Annotated in this window: 17 protein-coding genes; all 17 read left to right on the forward strand. The window is 59.2% G+C overall.

Features of this window, described 5'->3' with window-relative positions; genetic code table 11:
- Nucleotides 1-200: 200 nt before the first annotated feature.
- The 17 genes from M1P90_RS29775 to M1P90_RS29855 all read left to right on the forward strand — a co-directional run bounded on the left by M1P90_RS29775 (nt 201) and on the right by M1P90_RS29855 (nt 21,940).
- On the forward strand, nt 201-2,747 hold the full coding sequence (locus M1P90_RS29775) for a hypothetical protein (protein WP_483699332.1): 2,547 nt from the start codon (nt 201-203) through the stop codon (nt 2,745-2,747).
- Complete coding sequence (locus M1P90_RS29780; protein WP_483699333.1) at nt 2,737-4,335, forward strand: hypothetical protein; 1,599 nt, start codon at nt 2,737-2,739, stop codon at nt 4,333-4,335. Before M1P90_RS29775 ends, M1P90_RS29780 begins: the two co-directional genes overlap by 11 nt.
- A gap of 11 nt (nt 4,336-4,346) precedes the next feature.
- Nucleotides 4,347-5,288 (forward strand): NAD-dependent epimerase/dehydratase family protein, encoded by a 942-nt coding sequence (locus M1P90_RS29785; RefSeq protein WP_483699334.1) that lies wholly within the window; start codon nt 4,347-4,349, stop codon nt 5,286-5,288.
- Nucleotides 5,285-6,466, forward strand: a complete 1,182-nt coding sequence (locus M1P90_RS29790) for a glycosyltransferase family 4 protein (protein ID WP_483699335.1) — start codon at nt 5,285-5,287, stop codon at nt 6,464-6,466. Before M1P90_RS29785 ends, M1P90_RS29790 begins: the two co-directional genes overlap by 4 nt.
- Nucleotides 6,467-6,501: 35 nt before the next feature.
- Complete coding sequence (locus tag M1P90_RS29795; RefSeq protein ID WP_483699336.1) at nt 6,502-7,668, forward strand: glycosyltransferase family 4 protein; 1,167 nt, start codon at nt 6,502-6,504, stop codon at nt 7,666-7,668.
- A gap of 188 nt (nt 7,669-7,856) precedes the next feature.
- The gene (locus M1P90_RS29800; protein WP_483699337.1) at nt 7,857-8,762 is read left to right on the forward strand and encodes a DUF1616 domain-containing protein; all 906 of its coding nucleotides are present in this window, start codon (nt 7,857-7,859) and stop codon (nt 8,760-8,762) included.
- A 33-nt stretch (nt 8,763-8,795) separates the two neighbouring features.
- Nucleotides 8,796-9,419 carry a YdcF family protein gene (locus M1P90_RS29805; protein ID WP_483699338.1) on the forward strand — a complete coding sequence of 208 codons (624 nt, stop codon included), beginning with the start codon at nt 8,796-8,798 and terminating at the stop codon, nt 9,417-9,419.
- Between the two features lie 306 nt (nt 9,420-9,725).
- On the forward strand, nt 9,726-10,034 hold the full coding sequence (locus M1P90_RS29810; protein WP_483699339.1) for a PqqD family protein: 309 nt from the start codon (nt 9,726-9,728) through the stop codon (nt 10,032-10,034).
- Complete coding sequence (locus M1P90_RS29815) at nt 10,034-10,465, forward strand: lasso peptide biosynthesis B2 protein (protein ID WP_483699340.1); 432 nt, start codon at nt 10,034-10,036, stop codon at nt 10,463-10,465. Before M1P90_RS29810 ends, M1P90_RS29815 begins: the two co-directional genes overlap by 1 nt.
- The gene (locus M1P90_RS29820; protein WP_483699341.1) at nt 10,462-12,477 is read left to right on the forward strand and encodes an asparagine synthase-related protein; all 2,016 of its coding nucleotides are present in this window, start codon (nt 10,462-10,464) and stop codon (nt 12,475-12,477) included. The genes M1P90_RS29815 and M1P90_RS29820 overlap by 4 nt, the downstream gene beginning before the upstream one ends.
- A gap of 608 nt (nt 12,478-13,085) precedes the next feature.
- Nucleotides 13,086-14,036 (forward strand): HPr kinase/phosphorylase, encoded by a 951-nt coding sequence (locus M1P90_RS29825; RefSeq protein ID WP_483699342.1) that lies wholly within the window; start codon nt 13,086-13,088, stop codon nt 14,034-14,036.
- Nucleotides 14,023-15,867, forward strand: a complete 1,845-nt coding sequence (locus tag M1P90_RS29830) for an ABC transporter ATP-binding protein (RefSeq protein WP_483699343.1) — start codon at nt 14,023-14,025, stop codon at nt 15,865-15,867. Before M1P90_RS29825 ends, M1P90_RS29830 begins: the two co-directional genes overlap by 14 nt.
- Nucleotides 15,868-16,056: 189 nt before the next feature.
- Nucleotides 16,057-17,277, forward strand: a complete 1,221-nt coding sequence (locus M1P90_RS29835; RefSeq protein ID WP_483699344.1) for a 50S ribosomal protein L11 methyltransferase — start codon at nt 16,057-16,059, stop codon at nt 17,275-17,277.
- Between the two features lie 271 nt (nt 17,278-17,548).
- Nucleotides 17,549-18,811 carry an SAM-dependent methyltransferase gene (locus M1P90_RS29840; RefSeq protein WP_483699345.1) on the forward strand — a complete coding sequence of 421 codons (1,263 nt, stop codon included), beginning with the start codon at nt 17,549-17,551 and terminating at the stop codon, nt 18,809-18,811.
- Nucleotides 18,812-18,864: 53 nt separating this feature from the next.
- Entirely contained in the window at nt 18,865-20,016 is a 1,152-nt protein-coding gene (locus M1P90_RS29845) for a nucleotidyltransferase domain-containing protein (protein ID WP_483699346.1), read from the forward strand.
- A 277-nt stretch (nt 20,017-20,293) separates the two neighbouring features.
- Nucleotides 20,294-20,527 (forward strand): hypothetical protein, encoded by a 234-nt coding sequence (locus M1P90_RS29850; RefSeq protein ID WP_483699347.1) that lies wholly within the window; start codon nt 20,294-20,296, stop codon nt 20,525-20,527.
- A gap of 81 nt (nt 20,528-20,608) precedes the next feature.
- Entirely contained in the window at nt 20,609-21,940 is a 1,332-nt protein-coding gene (locus M1P90_RS29855) for a CPBP family glutamic-type intramembrane protease (protein WP_483699348.1), read from the forward strand.
- The last annotated feature ends 13 nt before the right edge of the window (nt 21,941-21,953 follow it).

Raw genomic sequence — 21,953 nt, forward strand, 5'->3', positions numbered from 1 at the left:
AAGCAATGCGACGCTGATCAATAACTCAGATTTGCGAGAGGGTTTCAATCAAGTAAGTCGTAAACATGTGAGACATTATTTATCTAATCCAAGGCGATTACTAATATTGATCAATTATGTGGTGAACTTGGTATTAAACCGAATTTAAACTAATTGTTGCGAACGTCCAATATAGTATTGGTATGACGAGGCATAAGTAAATGTTCAAGTTCTTGGAAATACATCCCATGTTCAGAAAGATCTGCGGCTGCTTATTCGCCTTTTTGCTTATCTGTTTTTTGCAACCTTCTATACAAATTACCAGAGTAGAAGCGCAGCAAGCAACCAATCCAATCTTGCGGCAAGCAGATCTCAATCAAGATGGTCGGCCAGATCTGACAGTTATTAGTGCATCTTTTACCACAGATCATGATCAAGTACTTGTATATGATGGTAGTAGTAATATGCAAGTTGGTACAGACTGGCGTACTGCTACCGATTTCACCGATGATACATGGATTTTTGACACAAATAGTGATGAAACTGCTCAGCTTATTTTGCAATTCGCACAGAAAGATGGCGACATCATTTGTTCAATGTACATCGATCAGAATGGTGATCGCCAGGTTAGCTATACCGTTTCCGGTACACACGTCAATATAACAGAGTCTCGTTTTGCGTCGATGGTTACACAGGTTAAAGGCTCCTGGTTTTTACCTGATGGCTCACTCAACTGGAATGTACGCTTTCAGACTGATGGCACGCAAATAGACCATATACATACCTATAACCAGACATATTACTGGAATAGGAATAATAATTTCAAGCTCGATGGCAACCCTGATGTCGAAATGGAGTTTGTCGACGCAAATCGTGATGGTATTCCAGAATATGGCACATGGCGTGTGCTTTCCGACACTCCTGCGGGGGATGGTGCAGCACGCACATGGATTTGGTCGAACGATGGTCTTCATCGGCCAGATCCGCCACTCAACAGCCTTTTCTGGCCATATATTACTACTGACCTGCCTCGCTTATCAGTTCAAAATGGTGTGGCCCAAGCAGGCAAGTATAACTATTTCGATATTCCCCCTGCTGTTTCGGTGAGTCTGCGTGCAGGTTCCGTGATTGCATTTACATTTCCTGGCTATCCAACCGAAGAAGGCTTCCACACCTTCTCATTACAGTATGCAAAGCCGGATCGCCTGAACTACATGGATTTCGAGAACGAGCAGGCCTATTATGACCTGGCCGCCGACAATGATCATTTCCCCGAACTCCATATTCGAAATCGCTATTTTGGTACAGATGATATTTTCAATAACTATATATCGGCCCCTACCGAAGAAATACGCTATTCATGGAACCAAAATAACGAAACCGGGCTAACCTGGGATTACAAACTTGGTTTAGTCGGGACATACGAAATTACGAGTGAAATCAAGCTCAATGGTTTACGATACGCGATCGTGCCATTTCGTGAATTGCCGACCTGGGTAACTGACAAAAAATGGAATTATGGAACGTTCGTCGCACGCGAAGATGCCCAGTTTGAGAGTACTGAGGGTATCTATGCGTGGGCACCGCTCGAACGCTACTTCGATGGGGATGACTCAGCACTTTCGCATTATGTAGCTGGTGATGCAGTCTTAGATATCAGAAACATGTTCACCGAAATAGACCCTGGCTGGCGTGGCGATTTCGCGCCCGAGCTGGGCACACAGGCGCGGCTGTATTTCTCGCCCGTCGATCATAAATTGCACCTGCTCAAGGCACAGAGCGGCGTCTGGCAGATCGATGACGCTTCGCGAATTCATTATGCCAACCTCGGCAGCGGCCCCTACCTCGATCAGCTGACCTACACCAGGGAAATTACCGGCGCGCAGGCATTTACCATCACGCGCCAGCTTGATATAGCGCCTGGTCACCTGCTTTACAGCGACGAGCAAGGCATCGAGCTGCGCCAGGCGCGCGTTGCCAGCAGCCTGTTCGAAACACTGCCGCCAACCAACCATGCCGAATGGCAGGCACTTGGCGAAAAGCTCGAGCAGAACCGGGGTGATACTGCGCCGGGCGACCTGCATGCCATGCTTGCGCAGTTCGCTGGCCCCACGCAGCGCATTGCTGGCGCAACCGTGCGCGATTACCGCCCAACAAGCGATAGTGGCTTCCGCTTCGTGCTTGATCTGCGTGCCAATTTCAGCGCCGAGGGAGCTGATCTCATTGGGGTGCGCGGGCTGCAAAGCGGCGCATATGCGGTGGAGTATAACGGCAGTTTCCATGTGTCGCCGCTCACTCCACCTTCCATTCAAGCCCACGCATCGGCCGCGCAGCTTACCCAGTGGCAGGCAAGCACTATTCAGGTTGCGCTCGACAATCGCGGCCTGGAAGATGTGCGCGGCGCAGTGGTGGAATTCGTTGCTACGCAGCCAGGTGGCGTGCCAACCGCCGTGACTTCGCGAACGCTGGATCTGCTGGCAGGCGTGCCAGCCGAGGTCGGTTTACCCTGGACACCCAACACTGCTGGGGAATGGTCGGCATATGTGCAGGTGCGCGGCCCCGATGGGCAGGAATTATCGAACAAAGCGCTGCGCTACGATATTGCGGCAGCCAATGCCACGCCTCAGGATGTTATTCGAGCAAGCGTGCCGCCGGCCATTGCGATTGTTGCGGCGCTCAGCCTGGTATGTATGGCTATTCTGGGCACAATGATCTTCTGGCGCCAGCTGAGCCTGGCACGACGAAAGCGGGCGTCCTATGAAAACTAACTCATTCCTTGCCGCGCGCGAACGCGGGTGGCAAACAGCCTGGATGTTGCCATTTGGCTTTGTATTATTTGCCGGCTTATATTTCACTGCGCGCTTTGGCGGGCGCTGGGCCGAAACTGATTCGACAACCTTTGCCAACGCCATTCGCTCGATGGTAGCTTCAGGCCAGCTCATCCCGTCGGATGGCATTGTGTACCCGAACGGCTATGCATTCCAGGCCATCTCTGCCTATGTGCTCGCGCTGACGGGCATCAGTGTCGCAACGCTTCAGCAAATGATCTACCCATTGATGGCTGCACTGGTGGTGCTGCCGGCCTGGGCGCTGTATCGCGAGCTGAGTGCCAGCGTGCGCGCCGCAACACTTGCCACTGTGCTGCTTTTTACCCAGCCAGAGTTTTTGTTTGTGGTGCTGCGCAGCTCGCACGAGAAGTTCACGCGCACCTTTATGTTTGTGTGCTTATTGCTGCTGGTGCGCAGCTTCAAACTGCGCGACCGGCCGTGGGCATTTGCCGCGCATGTCGGGCTGTTTTATGTGGCCGCATCGGCCCTGATCGCCAGCAATAATCTGCTGGCGCACTCGTTTATCTTCGCGCTGACGCTGGCAATGGCGCTTGGCTGGCTGCTCGAACACTTTATTGCGCCGCATACGCGCGCTGCTCAGGGCACAGCCTTGCAGCGCCTGCTGCTAGCCACCATCACCAGCCTGGGCCTGGTCTACCTGTTTGTGTTCTATTTCTACACGCCAGCTCAGCACGACCTGGTGGTTATGCACGATTCGTGGGAGCGCGTCAAAGCCCTGATCCTTGCCTCACAGCCCGGTTCGGGCACCGAAGCAAGCACGTTCAATGCGTATGCCTATGTGTCATTCGGCTGGGTCAGTTTGCCGGTGTATTTCCTGGTCAGCAGCGCCAACTGGATCATTCTGCTCAGCTCGTTTGCGATCTGGGCACGCCAGGGATGGCAGTGGCTTGTGCGCAAGCAAGCGCCAGAAACGCGCGCGCGCTGGCTGTTGTGGCTGCTGTATACCGCCTTCGCCATACAGGGTGCCATGGCGGTGCTGGCCGATTATAGCGGCGCAATTGGCAACTTGCAGGTTCGCTTGTACCCATCGTTTGCAGTGGTAGCCGTAGCAATGGTTGGCAATGCCCTTACCCGCTGGCAGCCGCGCCGTTTTGGCACCGCGCTCCGGCTCGCGGCATCGGCGCTGATCTTCTGCATCGCCTTTCTGTCGATCTTCAAAGCCAGCAACGAGCCATTGCTAAGCAACAAATGGACATTCTACCGCGCCAACGAAATCACCGCGCTCGATTGGGCTGTCACGCATCTGGATAATGCCGACATTGGCACGGAATACGACGAGCGCTTATCGGTTGGCTATAAAATGGCATTTGGTTTTGCGCCAAATAATAACAACATTCGGTTTTTTGAACTGGGATACCAGCGTAACCTGCTGATCACCGCAGTGTCGCGGCTCCGCAGCGCGCGCCTGGGGGCGCCATTGCCCACCCCACCCGATGCCTTGCAAGTGTACGACAACGGCGAGGCGCAGTTTTACCATGTGCGCCCGCAAACGCCCTACCAGAAATGAGGAGAAGTATTGTGAAACACGTCCTTGTCACGGGCGGTGCCGGTTTTCTCGGCTCGCACCTCGTCGAAACATTGATCGAACGCAATTGCGAAGTGACTGTTCTCGATAATTTTTCGGATGCACCGCGCCGTAATCTGGCAGCAGCCGAAGGTAAATTTCATTTGCTAGAAGGTGATGTGCGCAACCCTCAGCTTTGCCGGCAGATCGGCCCTGTTGATACCATTTTTCATCTTGCAGCCAATGCAAATGTGCCACTGTCAGCCCGCGATCCGCTCCACGATGGGTCAACAAATATTCTTGGCACGATCAATATGCTCAACGTGGCGCGCGATCACAAGGCCCGCCTGTTCCTTGCCTCAAGTGGCGCAGTCTATGGCGAACCATTGACCCCGCCAATGGCAGAAGATCATGCGCTGGAGCCAGTGTCGCCCTATGGTGCATCGAAACTGGCAGCTGAACATTACGTTGAACTGTACAAACGCCTGCATGGCATTGATGCAACAATTATTCGTTTTTTTAATATGTATGGGCCTCGCCAGCGCCGCTTTGTCGTGTTCGATTTCGCGCGCAAAATCCTCGAAGCCAGTGATGAAGTGGTGGTACTTGGCGATGGCCGCCAAATTCGCAGCCAGCTTTTTGTTCGCGATGCCGTTGCTGCCCTGCTTTTCGTTGCCGAGTATGGCACCGAGCCTGTGTATAACGTTGGTTCGGCGGCATCTTTCAGCGTAACAGATTTAATGCACGCCATGATGGATCTGTTAGGCAGCTCAAAGCGGCTCACAATGTCTCAGCAATCGTGGGATGGCGATATTCAGCGCCTGGTGCCCGATGTAACGAAGTTGCACGCGCTCGGCTTTCGCGAGCCAACCACGCTGCACGATGGCCTGGTGGCATTTCGTGAATGGTTTCTGGGCGAATATGCCGATCAGTATGCAGCAAAGGTGCTCGGATGAACATTGGCATTTACGCGCCTTTTTACCATCCATTCGAAGGCGGTGCCGAGCGTGTTGCACGGCGCGTGGCGCAGGAACTGGCTGCTCACAATCAGGTCACAGTATTTACACTGCACTATGACCCTGAGCTTCCTGCAGAGGAAGACGATGGGCCGGTTCATGTTCGGCGCTTACCGTACAGCATCACAAAGCCTTTCGGTTTCACCTATGTGCAAGCGCCTGAATTATTGCGCGCTTTACAGGCCGCGCGACTCGATGTGGTGCATATTCACGGCGTGATATTCCCAAACCTGGCCTTGGCAGTTACCCGGCTCCTGCGCCGCCGTCACGTTCCGGTTATTCTTGCGCCGCATGGCTTATTCGAGGCATTCGATGGCGACCCAAAACTGCCGCTGGTTAAGCGCAGCCTGTATCTGGCAGCGATTCGGCCTTTGCTGGCATCGTTGCTCTGGAGCGTATCGCACATTGCCTTAACGTCGCCCGAAGAGCACCGCTTACTCAGGCACTTTCGCCTGCCGGCGCGGCGCACGACGCTGGTTTACAATGGATTTGAGGCACCCCGGCGCGGTACGGCAAATGCCGAGCGATTTCGGCAACGGCACGGCCTTGAGCACGCCCCGCTTCTGTTTCATGTCGCCAGTGTGAAACCAAATAAAGGGCACGACATTGTCATCCGCGCGCTGCCGCAGATACTCAGCCGTTTTCCCTCGGCGCGGTATGTTATCGTCGGCAAAACCGATGGCCTGTGGCACGATTACGCCCAGGAGCTGATGAATCAGGTTGCAGCGAGCGGCGTTGGGGCAAGTGTGGTTTTCACAGGGCATGTCACGGATGAAGAGCTTGCCGATGGCTATGCGGCAGCGGATATTGCCCTGCTGCCAAGCTTTGCCGAAACATTTCCCTTATCGGTACTCGATGCAATGGCCTGGGAAAAGCCTGTTGTTGCAACCAACGTTGGTGGCATTGCTCATATGCTCGACGATCGGCAAAGTGGCCTGATTGTACCGCCCGGCGATGCCGATGCACTGGCGCAAGCCCTTGTCCAGCTCCTTTCCGACGCGCAACTGCGCCAGCGCATGGGCCAGCATGGCGCTACGATCGTTACACGTAAGTTCGATTGGCGGCAGGTTATTCACCGCTACGAGCAAATTGGTGAACGTTTGTGGAGTGCTCAATGACAAGCACAACATTTTCCCAAACACACGAGCAATATATGCCAGTTCAGCTGGTGGGGGCAGGGGCAGGCCAAACAACTGGCCTTTCGCGCTATGCACGCAGCCTGCGCCAGGCGCTGGAAGCAGCCGGCAACCCTGTCGATGTTGCTGGCACGCCGGCACCGCCAGTGCCGGGCCCGCTTGTTGGCCTTGCGCAGCGCTTTGGCTTTGATCTGCGCGCATTTTTCACAACCTACCCGATCACACTGCCCGCTGCGCCTGCGCACGGCCTTACGCACCTCACCAGCCAAAACCAGGCAAGCGCGGTGGCCTTCCGCGCGCCCGCCAATCTCGTTGTCACGGTCCACGATATCATCACCCTGGCGTACCGCAGCGATCCCGAATTAACCGGCTATATGCGCGCATACGATAAATTCTTCGACGACCTGACCATACGTGGCCTGCGCCGCGCCACTGCCCTGATTGCCGACTCTGCGCACACGCGCGACGATGTTGTGCGCGTCCTTGGCTACCCGGCCAGCCGTATACACGTGGTGCACCTTGGCGTGCATCACACGATCTTTCGCCCCCGGCCCGTGCCCGCTGATTTGTATGCGCGCTACGGCCTGGATGATACGATCGAGCCAATTCTGTATATCGGCTCGGAAGACCCTCGCAAGAATTTGCGGCGTTTGATCGATGCATTTGCCAGCATACTCGATCGATTTCCACAGGCGCGGCTGCTTAAAGTTGGCGCAGCACGCTTCGCCCACGAGCGCGAGCAGCTCCACAGCTATATTCGCCAGCGCGGTTTGCACAACCATGTCTTGTTTTTCGATCAGGTTTCCGACGACGACCTTGTATCGTTTTGCAATTATGCTCGCGTGTTTGTCTTCCCGTCGTTGTACGAAGGTTTTGGCCTGCCGCCACTCGAAGCAATGGCCTGTGGCACGCCAGTGATTACATCGAATGCGTCGTCGCTGCCCGAAGTGGTTGGCGATGCGGCGATCAGCGTGGACCCATACGATATCGACGCGCTGGCGGCGGCAATTGGCCGCGTGCTTGGCGATGCGCCATTGCGCGCCGAGCTGCGCGCGCGCGGTTTGGCTCGCGCCGCCCAGTTTACCTGGGAACGCGCCGCCCGCGAAACGCTTGCGGTCTACCGCGAGGTGCTTGGCACGCGCAAACACGCCAAACACAGCAAACATGCGCGAAGTGATATTTAGCGGCGTGAAATAAAAGAGTTTGTCAATATATTTGGCCTGTTTCAATTTGTAATGTTGGCCGCGTACCAAATCGTTTCAATATATCGTTCTCTCTATGAAGACAGAGATATACCTGCGTAACAGAACACGCCCGATAGTGTAACGACAGCATGCTCCATCAGCTGCGCATAGTGTATTAAAGAGATGGTATGACGACAGAAGCCGTTAAACACACCCAACATATAGTCCGGCGCGCCGTTCGTACCCTGCCGCTCTGGGCTGCCTACGATCTCGTTGTGGTGAGTGTGGCGGCAGTGCTGCTTCCGCTGCTGCTCATCGTACCGTTTCCAATTATCCGGGTACCGATCGGGCTGGCAATGGCCTTTATTGCGCCGGGCTATGCGCTGGTGGCGGCGCTCTTTCCTCACCGCGACGATATGGGTGGCGTGGCGCGCGCGGCGCTGAGCTTTGGCCTGAGCGCGGCAGTGCTGCCGCTGCTGGCGCTGGTGCTCAATGGGCTGCCATGGGGCCTGCGTCCATTGCCAATCGCCATTTCGCTGGCCTGCTTCGTCGTTGTGGCCAGCCTGGTGGGCATTGCGCGCCGGGCCTTGCTGCGCCCGGTCGAGGCAGCACTGCCCCCGGCCATTGCGCCACGCCCCTGGTGGCGCGAACTCAACCGTTCGGCGCGCCTGGCATACCTTGCAGGGGCGCTCGCATTCGCCCTGGTGCTTGGCGCTGGCGCATATGCGCTGCTCGCGCCCGATCCTGCCGGGCAGCTCACCGAATTTTATGCGCTTGGCAATGGCGAGCTGGCCGAAGATTACCCGCGCGAGGTCGCGCCGGGCGAAGCCATGCAGCTCACGGTGGGCATTACGAATCACGAAGGCGTCGCCGCGCGCTACCGCGTCGAAGCGCGCAGCGCGCAAACCTTGCTGGCGCAGGCCGGCCCTGTTACGCTGATCGATGGTGCAAGCTGGCAAGCGCCAATTCGCTATACGCTCAACACCGCCGGCAATGATCAGCAGGTCGATCTGCTTTTGTTCCGCGACGACGCGACAACGCCCTACCGCACCCTGCATCTGCGGGTGAATGTGATCGTGAACACAGGAGGGTAGATCAAACGCTTTTCGACATTGCCGCTCGCGCCAGTGCCCCGAGCGCACTGGCAGCGGCACCTGGCGGTGCTGGTAACCGCCATTGGCTTTGTGGTGCTGCTGGCACCGATCATCCTGCCGCCCGCTGGCGCGTGGCTGATCGTTGCCGACCCACCACTACGCGCTGACGCAATTGTGCCGCTCGCAGGTGATCGCATCCGCGTTACTTATGCTGGCAAATTGCTTGCACAGCACCAGGCGCAGTGGTTTGCCATTACCGACATGCAGCTTGCGCCACGCGCCGCCAACAAACCATATGCGCAGCTCGTTGTCGACCAGGCCAGCCGTGAAGGGGTTCCGCAGGCGCAAATTGTGATTGTGCCCGGCACGGTAGCAACTACCTACCAGGAAATACAGCAGATCCTGCGCTGTGCGCAAGCGCAAGGCTGGCAATCGGTCATTATCGTTACCAATACCTACCACACGCGCCGGGCAGGCGCAATTGTGCATCAGATCTTCCGCAACTCCGGCATCACCATCTCGATCCAGCCGGTCGCAAACGATTGGTACCAGCCTGCAACCTGGTGGCGCAGCGCCGAAGGGTGGCGCGTCACTGCCGAGGAATATGGCAAATATGCCTTGTACCTCGTGGGCTACCATCAATTCGCTGGCAAATAATCTGTAATCTTCTGTTCACAAAAACAAGGGCCGGCAGCGTCGCGCATGACGTTCTGCTTATAGAGATTATTCCCTGGCAAGCTGACAAACCGAGCTATTGTGCTGTGGTTGGGCGAAGTTAGGCGGTTGGCTGCTCGGCAAGGTTTGGGGGGCTTTTCCAAGGCCCCAAACAATGCTTTATTTCTGGTAAAACGCTAAAATCGGCATTTCGCACCAGAAACAGAGCTCGTCGTATTCCGTTATGCACGCCCTGCTATGCCGCACATGGCTGGCATTGCGATCTCGCTTTCACAAGGAGTTGCGAATATGAGCACATTATTGAACAATGTTGGTGCCCCAAATATTACTGAACAATCAATAATTGTTGCCACGCCCAACCAGGTTTCATCGACGCTGGGTGAAGAAGCTGTCATTCTCGATCTTGAACAAGGTGAATATTACGGGCTCGATGAAGTTGGCGCGCTGATCTGGAATAGCATCCAGCAACCCGCCACTGTCGCCGCAATCTGCGCTGCGGTGATGGCCGAATACGATGTCGAGCCGGCCGAATGCGAAGCCGATGTGATCGCACTCGTGAGCGAGCTGCACAGCGCGGGCCTGGTTGAGGTTAAATAGTGGCCGCGCTGCGTAAATGGCGTGCGCTTGCGCCCACCGAGCGCTGGCTGCTGCTCCAGGCGCTTGTGCTGGTGGCTGTGTTTCGCGCCGCGCTGCTGCTGGTTTCGTTTCAGCGCCTGCGACGCCTGGCCGAGCGCCGGGCAGGCAATGCGGCCCCGCCACCAGAGGCACTTGCGCGCACCGGCTGGGCAATTGCCGTGGCCGCCGACCTTGTGCGTGGCAGCACATGCCTGCCGCAGGCGCTGGCAGCCCAGGCGCTGCTGGGCTGGCAGGGTTGTGCATCGTCGTTCCATATTGGCGTGGCGCGCGGGCTGGGTGGCCGCATCGAAGCACACGCCTGGGTCGAAAGCAATGGCACTGTCGTCGTTGGCGGCACGCCCGAAAGCCTGGCACGCTATTCCCAGCTGCCGCTTGAGCGAATTTCAGCATGAATGCAGTCTTTGCCACAATCGATTGGACTGGCCGGCCAGCCGACCCAGGCGTGCTGAACGCCGCAATTGCCTGCATGCGCTACCGCTGCCCCGATGGCGGCTGGACATGGCGCGATGGCGCAGTGGGAATGGCTCAGGCCGAGCTGGCAACCCTGCCCGAAGACCAGCCCGGCGTTCATCTTGCGCTTGGCACGCTGCATATCGCCGCCGATTGCCGAATCGACAACCGCGACGAGCTGCGCCAGCTGCTGCACGAGCCATTGCTGCCCGCCGCACCCGATGCACTGTTTGTGCTGGCGGCCTATCGCCAGTGGGGCGCGGCATGTGTCGATCGCCTGGTGGGTGAGTTTGCCTTTGTGATCTGGGATGCTGCCGCGCGGCGCGTGTTTGCCGCCCGCGATCTGTCGGGCACCTGCCGGCTGTTCTTCTTTCGCGATGCGCAGCGGCTGATCATCGCTTCCGAACGCACCCAGATCCTGCAAGACCCGACTGTGCCGCTGGAGATCGACGACGATCAGCTGCTCGATTATTTTACGCCGGCCTACCAGTGGACCAGTGGCTGGGATCAGGGGCTGTTTCGCGGCTTCGTGGCGCTGCCAGCCGGCTACATATTGCTGGCCGAGGCTGGCCATGTGGCAACGCGCCGCTTCTGGGACTGGCGCGACCACACACCAGCCGATCGGCCGGCGCAGCAGGTGCTCGAAGAATACCGCCACGCGCTCGAACAAGCCATCCGCTGCCGTTTGCGCAGCCGCAAACCCGCCATCGCGCTCGAACTCAGCGGCGGGCTCGACTCCACAGCGATTGTTGCGCTGGCCGCTCGTATGAACAGCGGGCACGAACTGCATACCTTCTCGCTGGTATTCGATCAGCTCGCCGACCCGGCCGAGCGCCAGCGCATCGATCTGATGATTGCGCACTTCGGCCTGCGCGCGCACCTGATCACAGCCGACGATAAATACATACCGGAATATTTGAGCAGTAACTGGCAACCGCAAAGCGTGAGCGGGCCGCATGAGTTTGTTGTCGATGGCGCTACTGGCGAAGAACATGACGCAATACTATCCGCAGGTTGCCATACTGTGCTCACCGGCATGATGGGCGACTCGGTGAATGAGGGCTGCGAGCGCGTGTACTACGACCTGCTGCGGCGCAAACAGTTCCGCGAAGTGCTGCGACGCCTCGGTCTGAGCTGGCAGCGCGACTCGCGCCGCGCAGCCGGGGCATTGCTCTACTACGGCCTGATGCCATTTGCGCCCTGGGCCGTGCTGCGGCCGGCACTGGTGTGGCAAGAGCTGCGCCGGGGTATGTATACCGACCTGCCAGCGTTTATTGCGGCGTCGTTGCAGCAGCGCATCGCCACGCGCGACCGTTCGCTGCGCGTGCGCAAGGTGCAGCGCCTGGGCGAACGCAGCCCGGCAGTGCGCTATACGCTTGAAGATATTCTGACGCCGATGATCGCCAGTACCGCACCAGTCGATAAACCGCTGGAGTTTCGCCATCCCTTCTATGATCGCCGCCTGGTCGAGCTGGTGCTGGCCATGCCACAGGAAGAAAAATGGAATCACGACGGCGCGATATATAAAGAGCGCGAGCGCTGGCACCACCGCCGCGCTATGCAGGGTATTCTGCCCGAGGCCGTGCTCAATCAGCCATCGGGGATGGATTTTGCGGCGGCTGTAAAACATGGCCTGGCAGCCGAGCACATTCTTCCCTGGCTCGACGCCGCGCCGCGCCTGGAAATTGCCGAGCGCGGCTATGTGGAAGCCCGGGCCTTCCGCCAGGCCGTGATCGAACCGGGACAATACTATTCGTACATGGGCGCGCTGCTGGTTACCGAGGCGTGGCTCCGCGCACTTGCGCCCGGTGGCGCAATGCGCAGCCTCATACCACAACGCCAGCCATTCAATGGCTCGCCATCCATACCAACATCTGGTGCATCTTTGTCTTTCACCATCGCAACGGCGGTTTCATCCCGCTCATACAATAATGAACAACACACATCGCCTTGAGGAACGCACATTAACACTGATTATTACCCCCGCCCGCACACATATGATTGTATGAGGCATTTGTCCACAATACTGCCACCTACAATAAATATATACACTGCGGAAAGGGGGTGATGATGGTGACCAAGAAGAAATATCAACATCCAAAGCTCGTTCGGCACGGATCGGTTGAACGCATTACGCTTGCCATGAATGGCTCGGGTAGTGACGGTGGGATGGGTAATGGGGCTATGATGATCAGCCCATAATCCCTGGAAGTGTTTCCTTGCGCTTCAGCATTTCCCATAATGCAATAAGACAATACCACTTCTAATTCAGACTAATCCGTGCACATCTTATTTTCACATTTATCGCAATGAGCGAAAACAATCGCTCAATTTTTCAAAGAAAGGGGGTGATAAGCAATGAAGAAGGCATACAAGCGCCCCATGCTGCGCCAGCACGGCGCTGTCGAGCGCGTTACCCTGGGCATGGCTGGCTCGGGTGGCGATATGATGGCCATGATGGCGATGGCGTAATTGCCAAAGCTCATTCGTTCGCGTCGGAGGGCTGGCGCGCGCAGTGCAGCTGCGCGCGCCAGCTAAAAAATAGTTTCGAGATCTCTGCCCATGCCAAATCCAATCACAGAAATAGCGCTTGGCCAGTGGTATGTCGCCTATGGCCTGCGCATTCGCTCCGAGCTGACGCTGCCCGAGCTTGCGCCCGGCACAGCCGGCCACGCCGATGTCGTCATTCGCTTCGGGCCAGTGGCGTGGCGTCCGCCGGCCGGCGATCATTCCGACGGCTATGTGTGCGGCGATCAGCACGCGGCATATATTTATATCGACGACGTTGGCACATTTGCAATTCGCGCCGGGCGCACCATTACCATCGACCCGGCCCCCAGCGCAACCGACGATTACCTGCGTGTGTTTGCGCTGGGTGGCGCGCTGGGCTTGCTGCTGCATCAGCGCGGCCAGCTCGTGCTGCATGCCAGCGCGGTAGCCATTCATGGCAGGGCCGTGGCCTTTCTGGGCTGCTCGGGCGAAGGCAAATCGACTACGGCGGCGGCATTGCACGCGCGCGGCCACACCATGCTGGCCGACGATATGGTTGCGCTCGATCTGAATGCGCCCGCGCCACTGCTTGCGCCTGGCTACCCGCGCCTGAAAGTCTGGCCCGCCGTCGCCGATGTGCTCCAGCTCGACATGGCCGACCTGCACGAGTTCAATGCCGACGACGAGCGCCGCGACTGGCGTTCGGCCGCCGCATATTCGCCTGCGCCGCTCGCGCTGCACCGCATCTATGTGCTCGAAGAAGCCGAGGACGGCGCAGAAGCCAGCATCGAGCAGCTCGGCGCGCAGGATGCCTTTGCATCGCTGCTCCAGTTCCCATACGCAGTTGGTTTGCTGGGCAACAGTGGCTCAACGCCGGCCTACTTTCGCCAGTGCATCGCGCTCGCCAGCCAGGTGCCGGTCTTTCGCATCAGCCGCCCGCGCCGCCTGGCCGATCTGCCACAGATCGCCGCCATGATCGACGCACACATTGCCAGCGGAAGCCCTGCTAATGGCATTCGCTAAGCCGCTCACTACGCTGGCCGCCCGCAGTGGCGCGGGGCTTGCCGCAATTCGCCGCACACTCGCGCTGATCTGGGCTGCTGCGCCCGCGCTCACGGCTGCTTCGGCTGCGCTAACACTGGTGCAGGCGGCATTGCCAGTTGCAACGATCGCCCTGAGCCGCCCGCTGGTCGATAGCCTGGCTGCCGTGGTTGCAGCAGGCACCAGCGGGCCGGCAATGGCGCGCTGCCTGTGGCTGGCAGGCACCATGGGCGCGCTGCTGTTTGCATCCGAGCTGCTGAACAGCGCCGGTGCTTGGCTGCGCGCGGCCCAGGCCGAGCGCGTCGAAGATGCGATTCGCGCGCTGGTGCACGAGAAATCAAGCAGCGTCGATCTGGCCTTCTATGAATCATCCGACTACTACGATCAGCTGCACCGCGCGCGCGAAGAAGCCGCCACGCGGCCGCTTGAGCTGCTCGAACACCTCAGCACACTGGTGCAAAACAGCCTGACGCTTGTGGGGCTGGGCGCAATGCTGTTGAGCTATGGCGCAGGGCTGCCCGCCATCCTCGCAATCAGTGCGCTGCCCACCTTTGCCGTTGTGCTGCGCAACAGCCGCCAGTATCACGCCTGGTGGGCGCGCACCACCGCCGACCGACGCTGGGCGAATTACTATGATGTCATGCTGACGAGTGGCGAATCGGCTGCCGAACTGCGTTTATTTGGTATTGGCCCAGCATTTCGCCGCGCCTACGGCAGCATCCGCCAGCGGCTCGTGCGCGAACGTATGCGCCTGCTGCGCGGGCAATCGCTGGCGCAGGCCAGTACCAGCGCAGGCACACTTGTCATTGCTGGCGCGGCACTGCTCTGGATGCTTGGCCGCGCAGCGCGTGGCGAAGCCACGCTGGGCGACCTGGTGCTGTTCTACCAGATCTTTGATCGCGGGCAAAACCTGGTGCGCTCGCTGCTTAGCAATGTCGGCCAGATCTATGCCAACAGCCTGTTTGTGAGCAACCTGTTTGCCTTTCTCGATCTCCAGCCGCAAGTCGTCGATCCCGCTGCGCCACTGCCCGCCAGCCTGCGGCGCGGCATCGAGTTTCGCAATGTCACTTTTTGCTACCCCGGCAGCGAGCGTGTGGCACTCGACGGCTTCTCAATGAGCGTTCCGGCTGGCCGTGTGGTGGCAATTGTTGGCGCAAACGGGGCCGGCAAAAGCACCCTGGTGAAATTGCTGTGCCGCTTCTACGATCCGGCGGCTGGCACAATCGAATTCGATGGCGTGGATGTGCGCGCGCTGGCCCAGCACAAGCTGCGGCAGCTGATCACGGTACTGTTTCAATCGCCGCTGGAGTACCATGCCACGGCGGGCGAAAATATTGGCATCAGCGCCGCCAGTGCCGCGCCCGATCCGGCGGCGATTGAAGCGGCCGCACGCGGCGCGGGCGCGCACGATTTCATTGCCCGCCTGCCCGAAGGCTACCATACCCTGCTTGGGCGCTGGTTTGCCGATGGCACGGGCCTGAGCGGTGGCGAATGGCAGCGCGTGGCGCTGGCACGCGCCTTTTTGCGCCAGGCACCCCTGCTTGTGCTCGACGAACCAACCAGCGCGATGGACTCGTGGGCCGAAGCCGAGTGGCTGGATCGCTTTCGCACACTGGTGCAGGGCCGCACCGCACTGATCATTACGCATCGTTTCACCACGGCCATGCGCGCCGACGTGATTCATGTCATGGATGCCGGGCGCATTGTGGAATCGGGCAGCCACGACGAGCTGCTGGCGCGCGGCGGCCGCTATGCGCAATCGTGGGCGGCACAGATCCGCGAGCATGCCGCCGAAGCGCTGCCGGTTGCGTAAATACAAGCGGCAAAAATATATTCGCTGGCTGCGGTTTTTCCGCGCTTCGCGCGGAAAAACCGCAGCCAATAAAATCGGCAAGTACCATGCTGCCGCAGGCAAAGCGCGGCCTTGTGCAGCCAAACAACTAATTGCATACGCCCTGACATGTTGTAAAAAGAGTAAGAAACTCCCCGAGAGGAAAAACAAATGCCCGATCTTGCTTTTGACACCCAGTTGCAGCGAATTCCCGACCTTGAAATCCATCGCAGCGCCGATGGCAGCACCCACATCTTCAGCGAAGCTGGCACCGTCGCGGGCGGCAAGCATGCGCTGGCCATTCTGGGCGCCTTCTACCGCGACCGCTCGATTGGCGCGGTGCTCGACGCGCTTGTGCCGCCCGGCGCGCATGCCAGCGAGCGCGCTTCCATCCTCGAATCAATCGAGCAGCTGTATCGCAGTGGCATTCTGCGCGAAGCCGCCAGCATGGGGCCATTTCTGCGCGCCGGCAACGCCAACTACGACTCCGCGCCCATTCATGTCTATATGCTCAACGACCGCCTGCGCGTCGAAAGCTTTCTGCGCGGCATCCGCGAAGTGGTGAAGCCCGGCGATGTCGTGATCGACATGGGCACTGGCACCGGCATTTTCGCGATTGCCGCCGCGCAGGCTGGCGCGCGCCATGTCTACGCGATCGAAGCCTGTGGCATTGGGCGGCTGGCGCGCGAAGCCTTTGCCGCGAACGGCCTGGCCGACCGTATTACACTTGTGCATGGCTGGGGATCGCAAGTAACCCTGCCCGAGCGCGCCGATGTCCTGATCAGCGAAATGGTTGGCAGCGAGCCAACCGGCGATTTCGTGCTCGAAGTGATGCGCGATGCGCGCAAACGCCTGCTCAAACCCGGCGCGAAAATCGTGCCGGGCAAGGTCAAGGTGTTTGGCCTGCCGCTGACGGTGCCGCGTGCCGAGCTAAGCCAGCACATTTTCACCACCGAACAAGCCCAGCGCTGGCACGAATGGTATGGCTTCGATTTCGGCCCACTCGGCGCGGGCGATTACAACGCGCTCAATGGCACCCTGCAGAGCGTGCGCCCCTATGCCGCGCGCGACTGGCCAACCCTGAGCGAGCCGGTGCTGCTGACTGAATGGGAGCTGATGGATATTCAGGAACTGATGATCGACGTGTCTGTGCCTGTCATTGCCACTGCCGACGGCTACCTGAATGGCTTGCTGGTGTATTTTGAAGTGCAAATGGGGCCAGGCAGCTCCTTCTCGCTCCACCCGGCCCGTGTCGCGCGCGACAGCTTCCGCTACACGCCGCTCTGGATCGTCGACGAGCCGCGCATGCTCCATACGGGCGAACAATTTACCCTGAGCTACCGCTACCGCGTGCCCAATGCGCGCGCTGGCGTCAGCCTTGAGCGCGAATAAATGCTTGTCGGGCCGCCAAATGACGCGTTTGGCTCCCTGAACCTTTGGTTTGGCAGACTCACCGCAGGCGGCAGCCCTGCATCACGTTCGGGAACCGCGCTTACTCAATTTTCCCTTTGTGTGCAATTGTTCGGCGCATAGCGCCGAACAATTGCACACAAAAATAATCGTTTCTACCTTGCTGCCGCAGGCAAAAAGCACAGCTTACTGTGCCAAATGGCGCACCTGCCTAAGCAGGCAAGCAGTTGAAACGTACCAAGGAACAGAAAAAATGAAACTTGCCCAACACACCCTGTTGCGCTGCACCGATACACCCTTGCAGCTGCGGGCCGAGTCGAACAATGTCGTTCACATCATTACGCCCGACGGCAGCATGGAAAGCGGGCCGCACACACTGGCAATTCTGGATGCCTTTGCCCAGCCGCGCACGCTTGGCGCAGCCCTGGCACTGCTGCGCGGGCCAATTGCTGGCTTCCAGGAATGGATCGACCTGACCAACACGCTGGCGCAGCTCTACCAGGCCGGCATTCTGTGCGACGAATCAAACACTTCCCTCGCCAGCGATGCCAGCGAGTTCGGCTATTTCGCAACACCCGCGCAAGTCGAACTGCTGAACAATCGGCCAATGGTGGAAGGCATGCTGCGTGGCATTCGCGAAGTGGTAAAACCTGGCGATATTGTGGTGAATATGAATGCCGGAACGGGCATGTTTGCGATTGCCGCCGCGCAAGCTGGCGCGCGCCATGTGTATACGATCGAAAGCGGCACGCTTGGCGAAACCGCCCGCGCGATGATAGCTGCAAGCGGTGTGGCTGGCCGTATCACGCTGCTGGAAAGCGCCGACGAGCTTGCCAGCCTCCCCGAGCGCGCCGATGCCCTGATCGACGAAACGCTGATTAGCTACCCGCACGGCGAATATGGCCTGCGGGCGTTTGCACAGGTGCGCGCGCGCTACCTCAAGCCGGCAGCGGCGCTGATACCCGCGCGTCTACAGGTGTTTGGCCTGCCACTCAGCCTGCCCGCCGATGTGCTGAGCGAACACACATTCATGCCCGCCACAATCGCAAACTGGCGCGCCTGGTATGGCATTGATTTCAGCCCGTTTGTCGATGTTGCCAGCCCTGTCAACCATTTGTTTCACGCCAGCACCACCGATGTGCAGGGCTGGCAGGCAATCGCCGCGCCCGTGCAGCTTGGCGACATTGATCTCAGTGCCGACAAGAGCTGGATCATCGACAGCAGCGCGCCAGCGGCGGCCACGGCCAGCGGCCAGCTCAATGCAGTGCTGCTCTACTTCTCGTTCCAGTTTGGGCCAGGCACAGCGGTGGCAAGCTATGGCCCGGGCAGCCAGCCAGAAGCGGATACCAGGCACGCTATCTGGATCCTGGGCCGCCAGCCCTGGCTGAATTCAGGCGAAACATTTTGGCTCGGCTACCGGCGACACATCGCGGGAAAGGGCACCGCGCTTGTGGCCAGCGGCGGGGCAGACTACGACGACAGCATCGCAGCACACGCAGAAGCCAACGAACTATGACTCAGCATTTGCTGCGACATTCTGGAATCGTCGCATCTGGAGGCCACCGCATCGTGAAAAGGTTGTCCGTCAATCTTCGGCAGCGCGCGCTGTATGCCGCGCCACCCGAGGCCAGGCTCCTACTCGCCAGTATTCGCGGCGAGCGCATCCTGGCCTCAAGCGCGGCAGCGCTGAATGCCGCGCAGGGCGCGCAAATGCTTGAGTTTGCCGAACGGCATGGCATTACGCCACTGCTGTGCCGCGCGCTGCCCGCCGAAGCAGCCAGCCTGCCCGCGCTCGCGCCCCTTTACGAGCGCTACGGGCGTGGCGTGCACGAAGCGCTGCTGCTGGCAGGCACCATGGTGCAGCTTGGCAAGCTGCTTGAAGCGGCGGGCATCCCCACAATACCATTCAAAGGCCCGGCACTGGCGGCCTATGCCTATGGCGACCTTGCGCTGCGGCCAGCCGGCGATTTAGATCTGCTGATACGCCAGTGCGATTTCGCCCGCGCCCGCGAGCTGATGCTGGCGCAAGGCTTTGAACCGGCGCTTCAGCTTTCTGCGCAGGAAGAACAGCGCTACCTGGAGGAGCATAACGATTTTGCCTTTGTTCACCCAGGCAACAAGCTCGTTGTCGAACTGCAGTGGCGCGTGATGCAAACACCCTTCGCTTTCCCACCCGATGTGGATGCATGGTGGGCGCGCCTGGGCAGCGCCGAGTTGGCGCATCATTCCGTTCGCGCCTTCACGCCCGAAGATTTACTGCTTATTTTGTGCGTGCATGGCGGGAAACATGCCTGGGAGCGGCTCCTGTGGATCAGCGACATTGCCGCATTGCTGCGCACACAGCCCCAGCTCAACTGGGCGCGCGTTTTTGGGCTGGCGCGCTCGTACCAAAGCACGCGCATGGTACTGATCGGCTTGCTGCTGGCCCACCAGCTGTGTGGTGCGCCAATGCCCGAGGTAGTTGTGGCCGAAGCAGAGCTGGATGCTGGTGCAGTGCGGCTTGCGGCCGATGTTGCGCGGAGCCTTTTTCGCCCGATTGCCCCCGACGCAATGCTCGACGAAAAGCCCTTCTTCTACCTGTGGGCGCGCGAAAGCTGGCGCGAGCGGCTGCATATTGTCTGGACATGCTTTCCAAGCCTGCGCAACCCATACAAGCTCATTTCACACTATGTCATTGGCAACCCGCGCCTGCATCGCCTGGGGCGGCGGCGGCTTTCCTGAAACACTCAGGCATATTCAAGGGCAGCAGCGCAGCGCAACTCTTCTATCCAGACATGAAAAACCTAAGCAACGTAGTGGGTATCCTTTTGTTTGAAGCCGGCGTTATGTATGTGAGCAGGGATGCACACTTGGCGAGAGTGATACAGATTGTTAACGAATTAAAAACAACTTCGCAAGCTTGGTGTAATCTGAACGATTGATTGGTATCCCGCTTTCGCGTATGCTACAACCAGCCCGCACACTACCAAAAAACGACATTGCTGGAGAAATTGGCTTTATGATTACGACTGTTACCACTACGACCACCACCGTCACAGCCGTGGCAGCCGCCTCGCTGGCGCTGATCGCGATTTTGACGATGCTGGCCCTGCTGATACAGAAAGAAATTATCGGCGGCCTGAATGGCGAGCGCGCCCGCCGCCTGAGCCGCGCCCTGAATGTTGCGATCGTGCCACTGGTGATTGTGTTTGTGGTGACGGTGGGCTTCAAAATTGCTGACGTTCTGCGCTAGTTTCCTTCTTTTGTCTCGCCCTGCTGCTGGCCTACGCATTCATATCGCGTAGGCCAGCGCTGTGTAAACAGGGGTAATAGTATGAGCACACCACCAAACACTGCAACGCCACACCTGCTCTCGCCAGCCATGGCCCGGCGCTCGCGCCTGCTGCTCTGGGGCATTTTGCTGCTGGTTACCACTGCCGAGCTGCTGACCTCGCTGGCCAGCGTGCAAATTGGCATGTTCGCCCACGCATTGCTGCTGGTGGGGTTAACGATCTATGCCGCGCTGGGCAACGAAACCGCCGAGCGCCGCCTGGCATTGGGCCTGGCACTCGCGCCACTGATTCGCCTGCTTTCCCTGGCCTTGCCGCTGGCCGAACTGCCGCGCCTGGCCTGGTACCCGATTGTCGCGGTGCCGCTTCTGTTTGCCACCTTTGTCATCATTCACCAGCTGCGCATGAAACGCGCCGAGCTAGGCCTGAAGCCCGGCAATCTGCTGCTGCAGCTGATGTTTGTTGGCGGCGGCTTTGGCCTGGGCGCAGCCGAATATCTTATTCTCGCGCCCGCGCCGCTGCTGGCGAGCTTCTCGTGGGCCTCGCTGCTGTTTGCCGGCCTGCTGCTGGCAATCTCCACTGGCTTCACCGAAGAGCTGATCTTTCGCGGCGTGCTGCAATCGCTGGCAGCGCCCGCGCTGGGCCGCTGGGCGATCCTGTATGTCTCGCTTTTATTCGCCGCGCTGCATATTGGCTACCTGTCAGTCTTCGACGTGGTGTTTGTGTTCGCTGTCGGCATGGCATTTGCGCTTATGGTGCGCTGGAGCGGCTCGATCCTGGGTGTGACGCTGGCGCACGGTATGACAAATATCTGCCTGTTCCTGATTATGCCCTATGTCGCAACGAGCCAGAACGCCCAGCTGCGGCAGCTTTCGTCGTGGGCGATCTGGGGTGGTTCGGCGGTGGCGTTTGTGTCGTTTGCCATCTACATGGTGCGCGCAGTGGCGCTGCCCGGCCTGCGCCGCCCGGCACAAACGCCGGCGCTCGCGCCCGAGGCCTTTCCTGCCGCTGCTGCGAAGCCTGCTGCCCTGCCCGAGGCCTTTCCTGCCCGCGCTGCGAAGCCTGCTGCTGCGCCTAAACCTATTGGAGCGCCCGCACCAGCCCTGCCCGCACTGGCTGCCGAAGCCCCCGCGCCTGCGCGGCGCAGCTGGCTGGCCGCGTTTCGCCCGGCGCGAGCCGCTGTGGCGGCCACGCCCGAGCACGACATTCGCGCGCTGCGCCGCAGCATCGGCATGACATACACGGAACTGGCACAGCGCACGGCACTGCCGGCCCGCCTGCTCGCCGAAATCGAGCACGGCCTGCGCCTGCCCGAACCGGACGAGATTCGACGCATTGTGGTGGTGCTGAGTGGCTCGGTGCAGGCGGCGGCGTAGGGAACAGGAGTCA

The sequence above is a fragment of the Kouleothrix sp. 19917 genome (assembly GCF_057073505.1).

What these genes read in the sequence shown, in the direction of transcription:
- M1P90_RS29775 (WP_483699332.1), top strand. Translation starts at nt 201, where the DNA reads ATGTTCAAGTTCTTGGAAATACATCCCATGTTCAGAAAGATCTGCGGC.
- M1P90_RS29780 (WP_483699333.1), top strand. Translation starts at nt 2,737, where the DNA reads ATGAAAACTAACTCATTCCTTGCCGCGCGCGAACGCGGGTGGCAAACA.
- M1P90_RS29790 (WP_483699335.1), top strand. Translation starts at nt 5,285, where the DNA reads ATGAACATTGGCATTTACGCGCCTTTTTACCATCCATTCGAAGGCGGT.
- M1P90_RS29795 (WP_483699336.1), top strand. Translation starts at nt 6,502, where the DNA reads ATGCCAGTTCAGCTGGTGGGGGCAGGGGCAGGCCAAACAACTGGCCTT.
- M1P90_RS29800 (WP_483699337.1), top strand. Translation starts at nt 7,857, where the DNA reads ATGACGACAGAAGCCGTTAAACACACCCAACATATAGTCCGGCGCGCC.
- M1P90_RS29810 (WP_483699339.1), top strand. Translation starts at nt 9,726, where the DNA reads ATGAGCACATTATTGAACAATGTTGGTGCCCCAAATATTACTGAACAA.
- M1P90_RS29820 (WP_483699341.1), top strand. Translation starts at nt 10,462, where the DNA reads ATGAATGCAGTCTTTGCCACAATCGATTGGACTGGCCGGCCAGCCGAC.
- M1P90_RS29825 (WP_483699342.1), top strand. Translation starts at nt 13,086, where the DNA reads ATGCCAAATCCAATCACAGAAATAGCGCTTGGCCAGTGGTATGTCGCC.
- M1P90_RS29830 (WP_483699343.1), top strand. Translation starts at nt 14,023, where the DNA reads ATGGCATTCGCTAAGCCGCTCACTACGCTGGCCGCCCGCAGTGGCGCG.
- M1P90_RS29835 (WP_483699344.1), top strand. Translation starts at nt 16,057, where the DNA reads ATGCCCGATCTTGCTTTTGACACCCAGTTGCAGCGAATTCCCGACCTT.
- M1P90_RS29840 (WP_483699345.1), top strand. Translation starts at nt 17,549, where the DNA reads ATGAAACTTGCCCAACACACCCTGTTGCGCTGCACCGATACACCCTTG.
- M1P90_RS29850 (WP_483699347.1), top strand. Translation starts at nt 20,294, where the DNA reads ATGATTACGACTGTTACCACTACGACCACCACCGTCACAGCCGTGGCA.
- M1P90_RS29855 (WP_483699348.1), top strand. Translation starts at nt 20,609, where the DNA reads ATGAGCACACCACCAAACACTGCAACGCCACACCTGCTCTCGCCAGCC.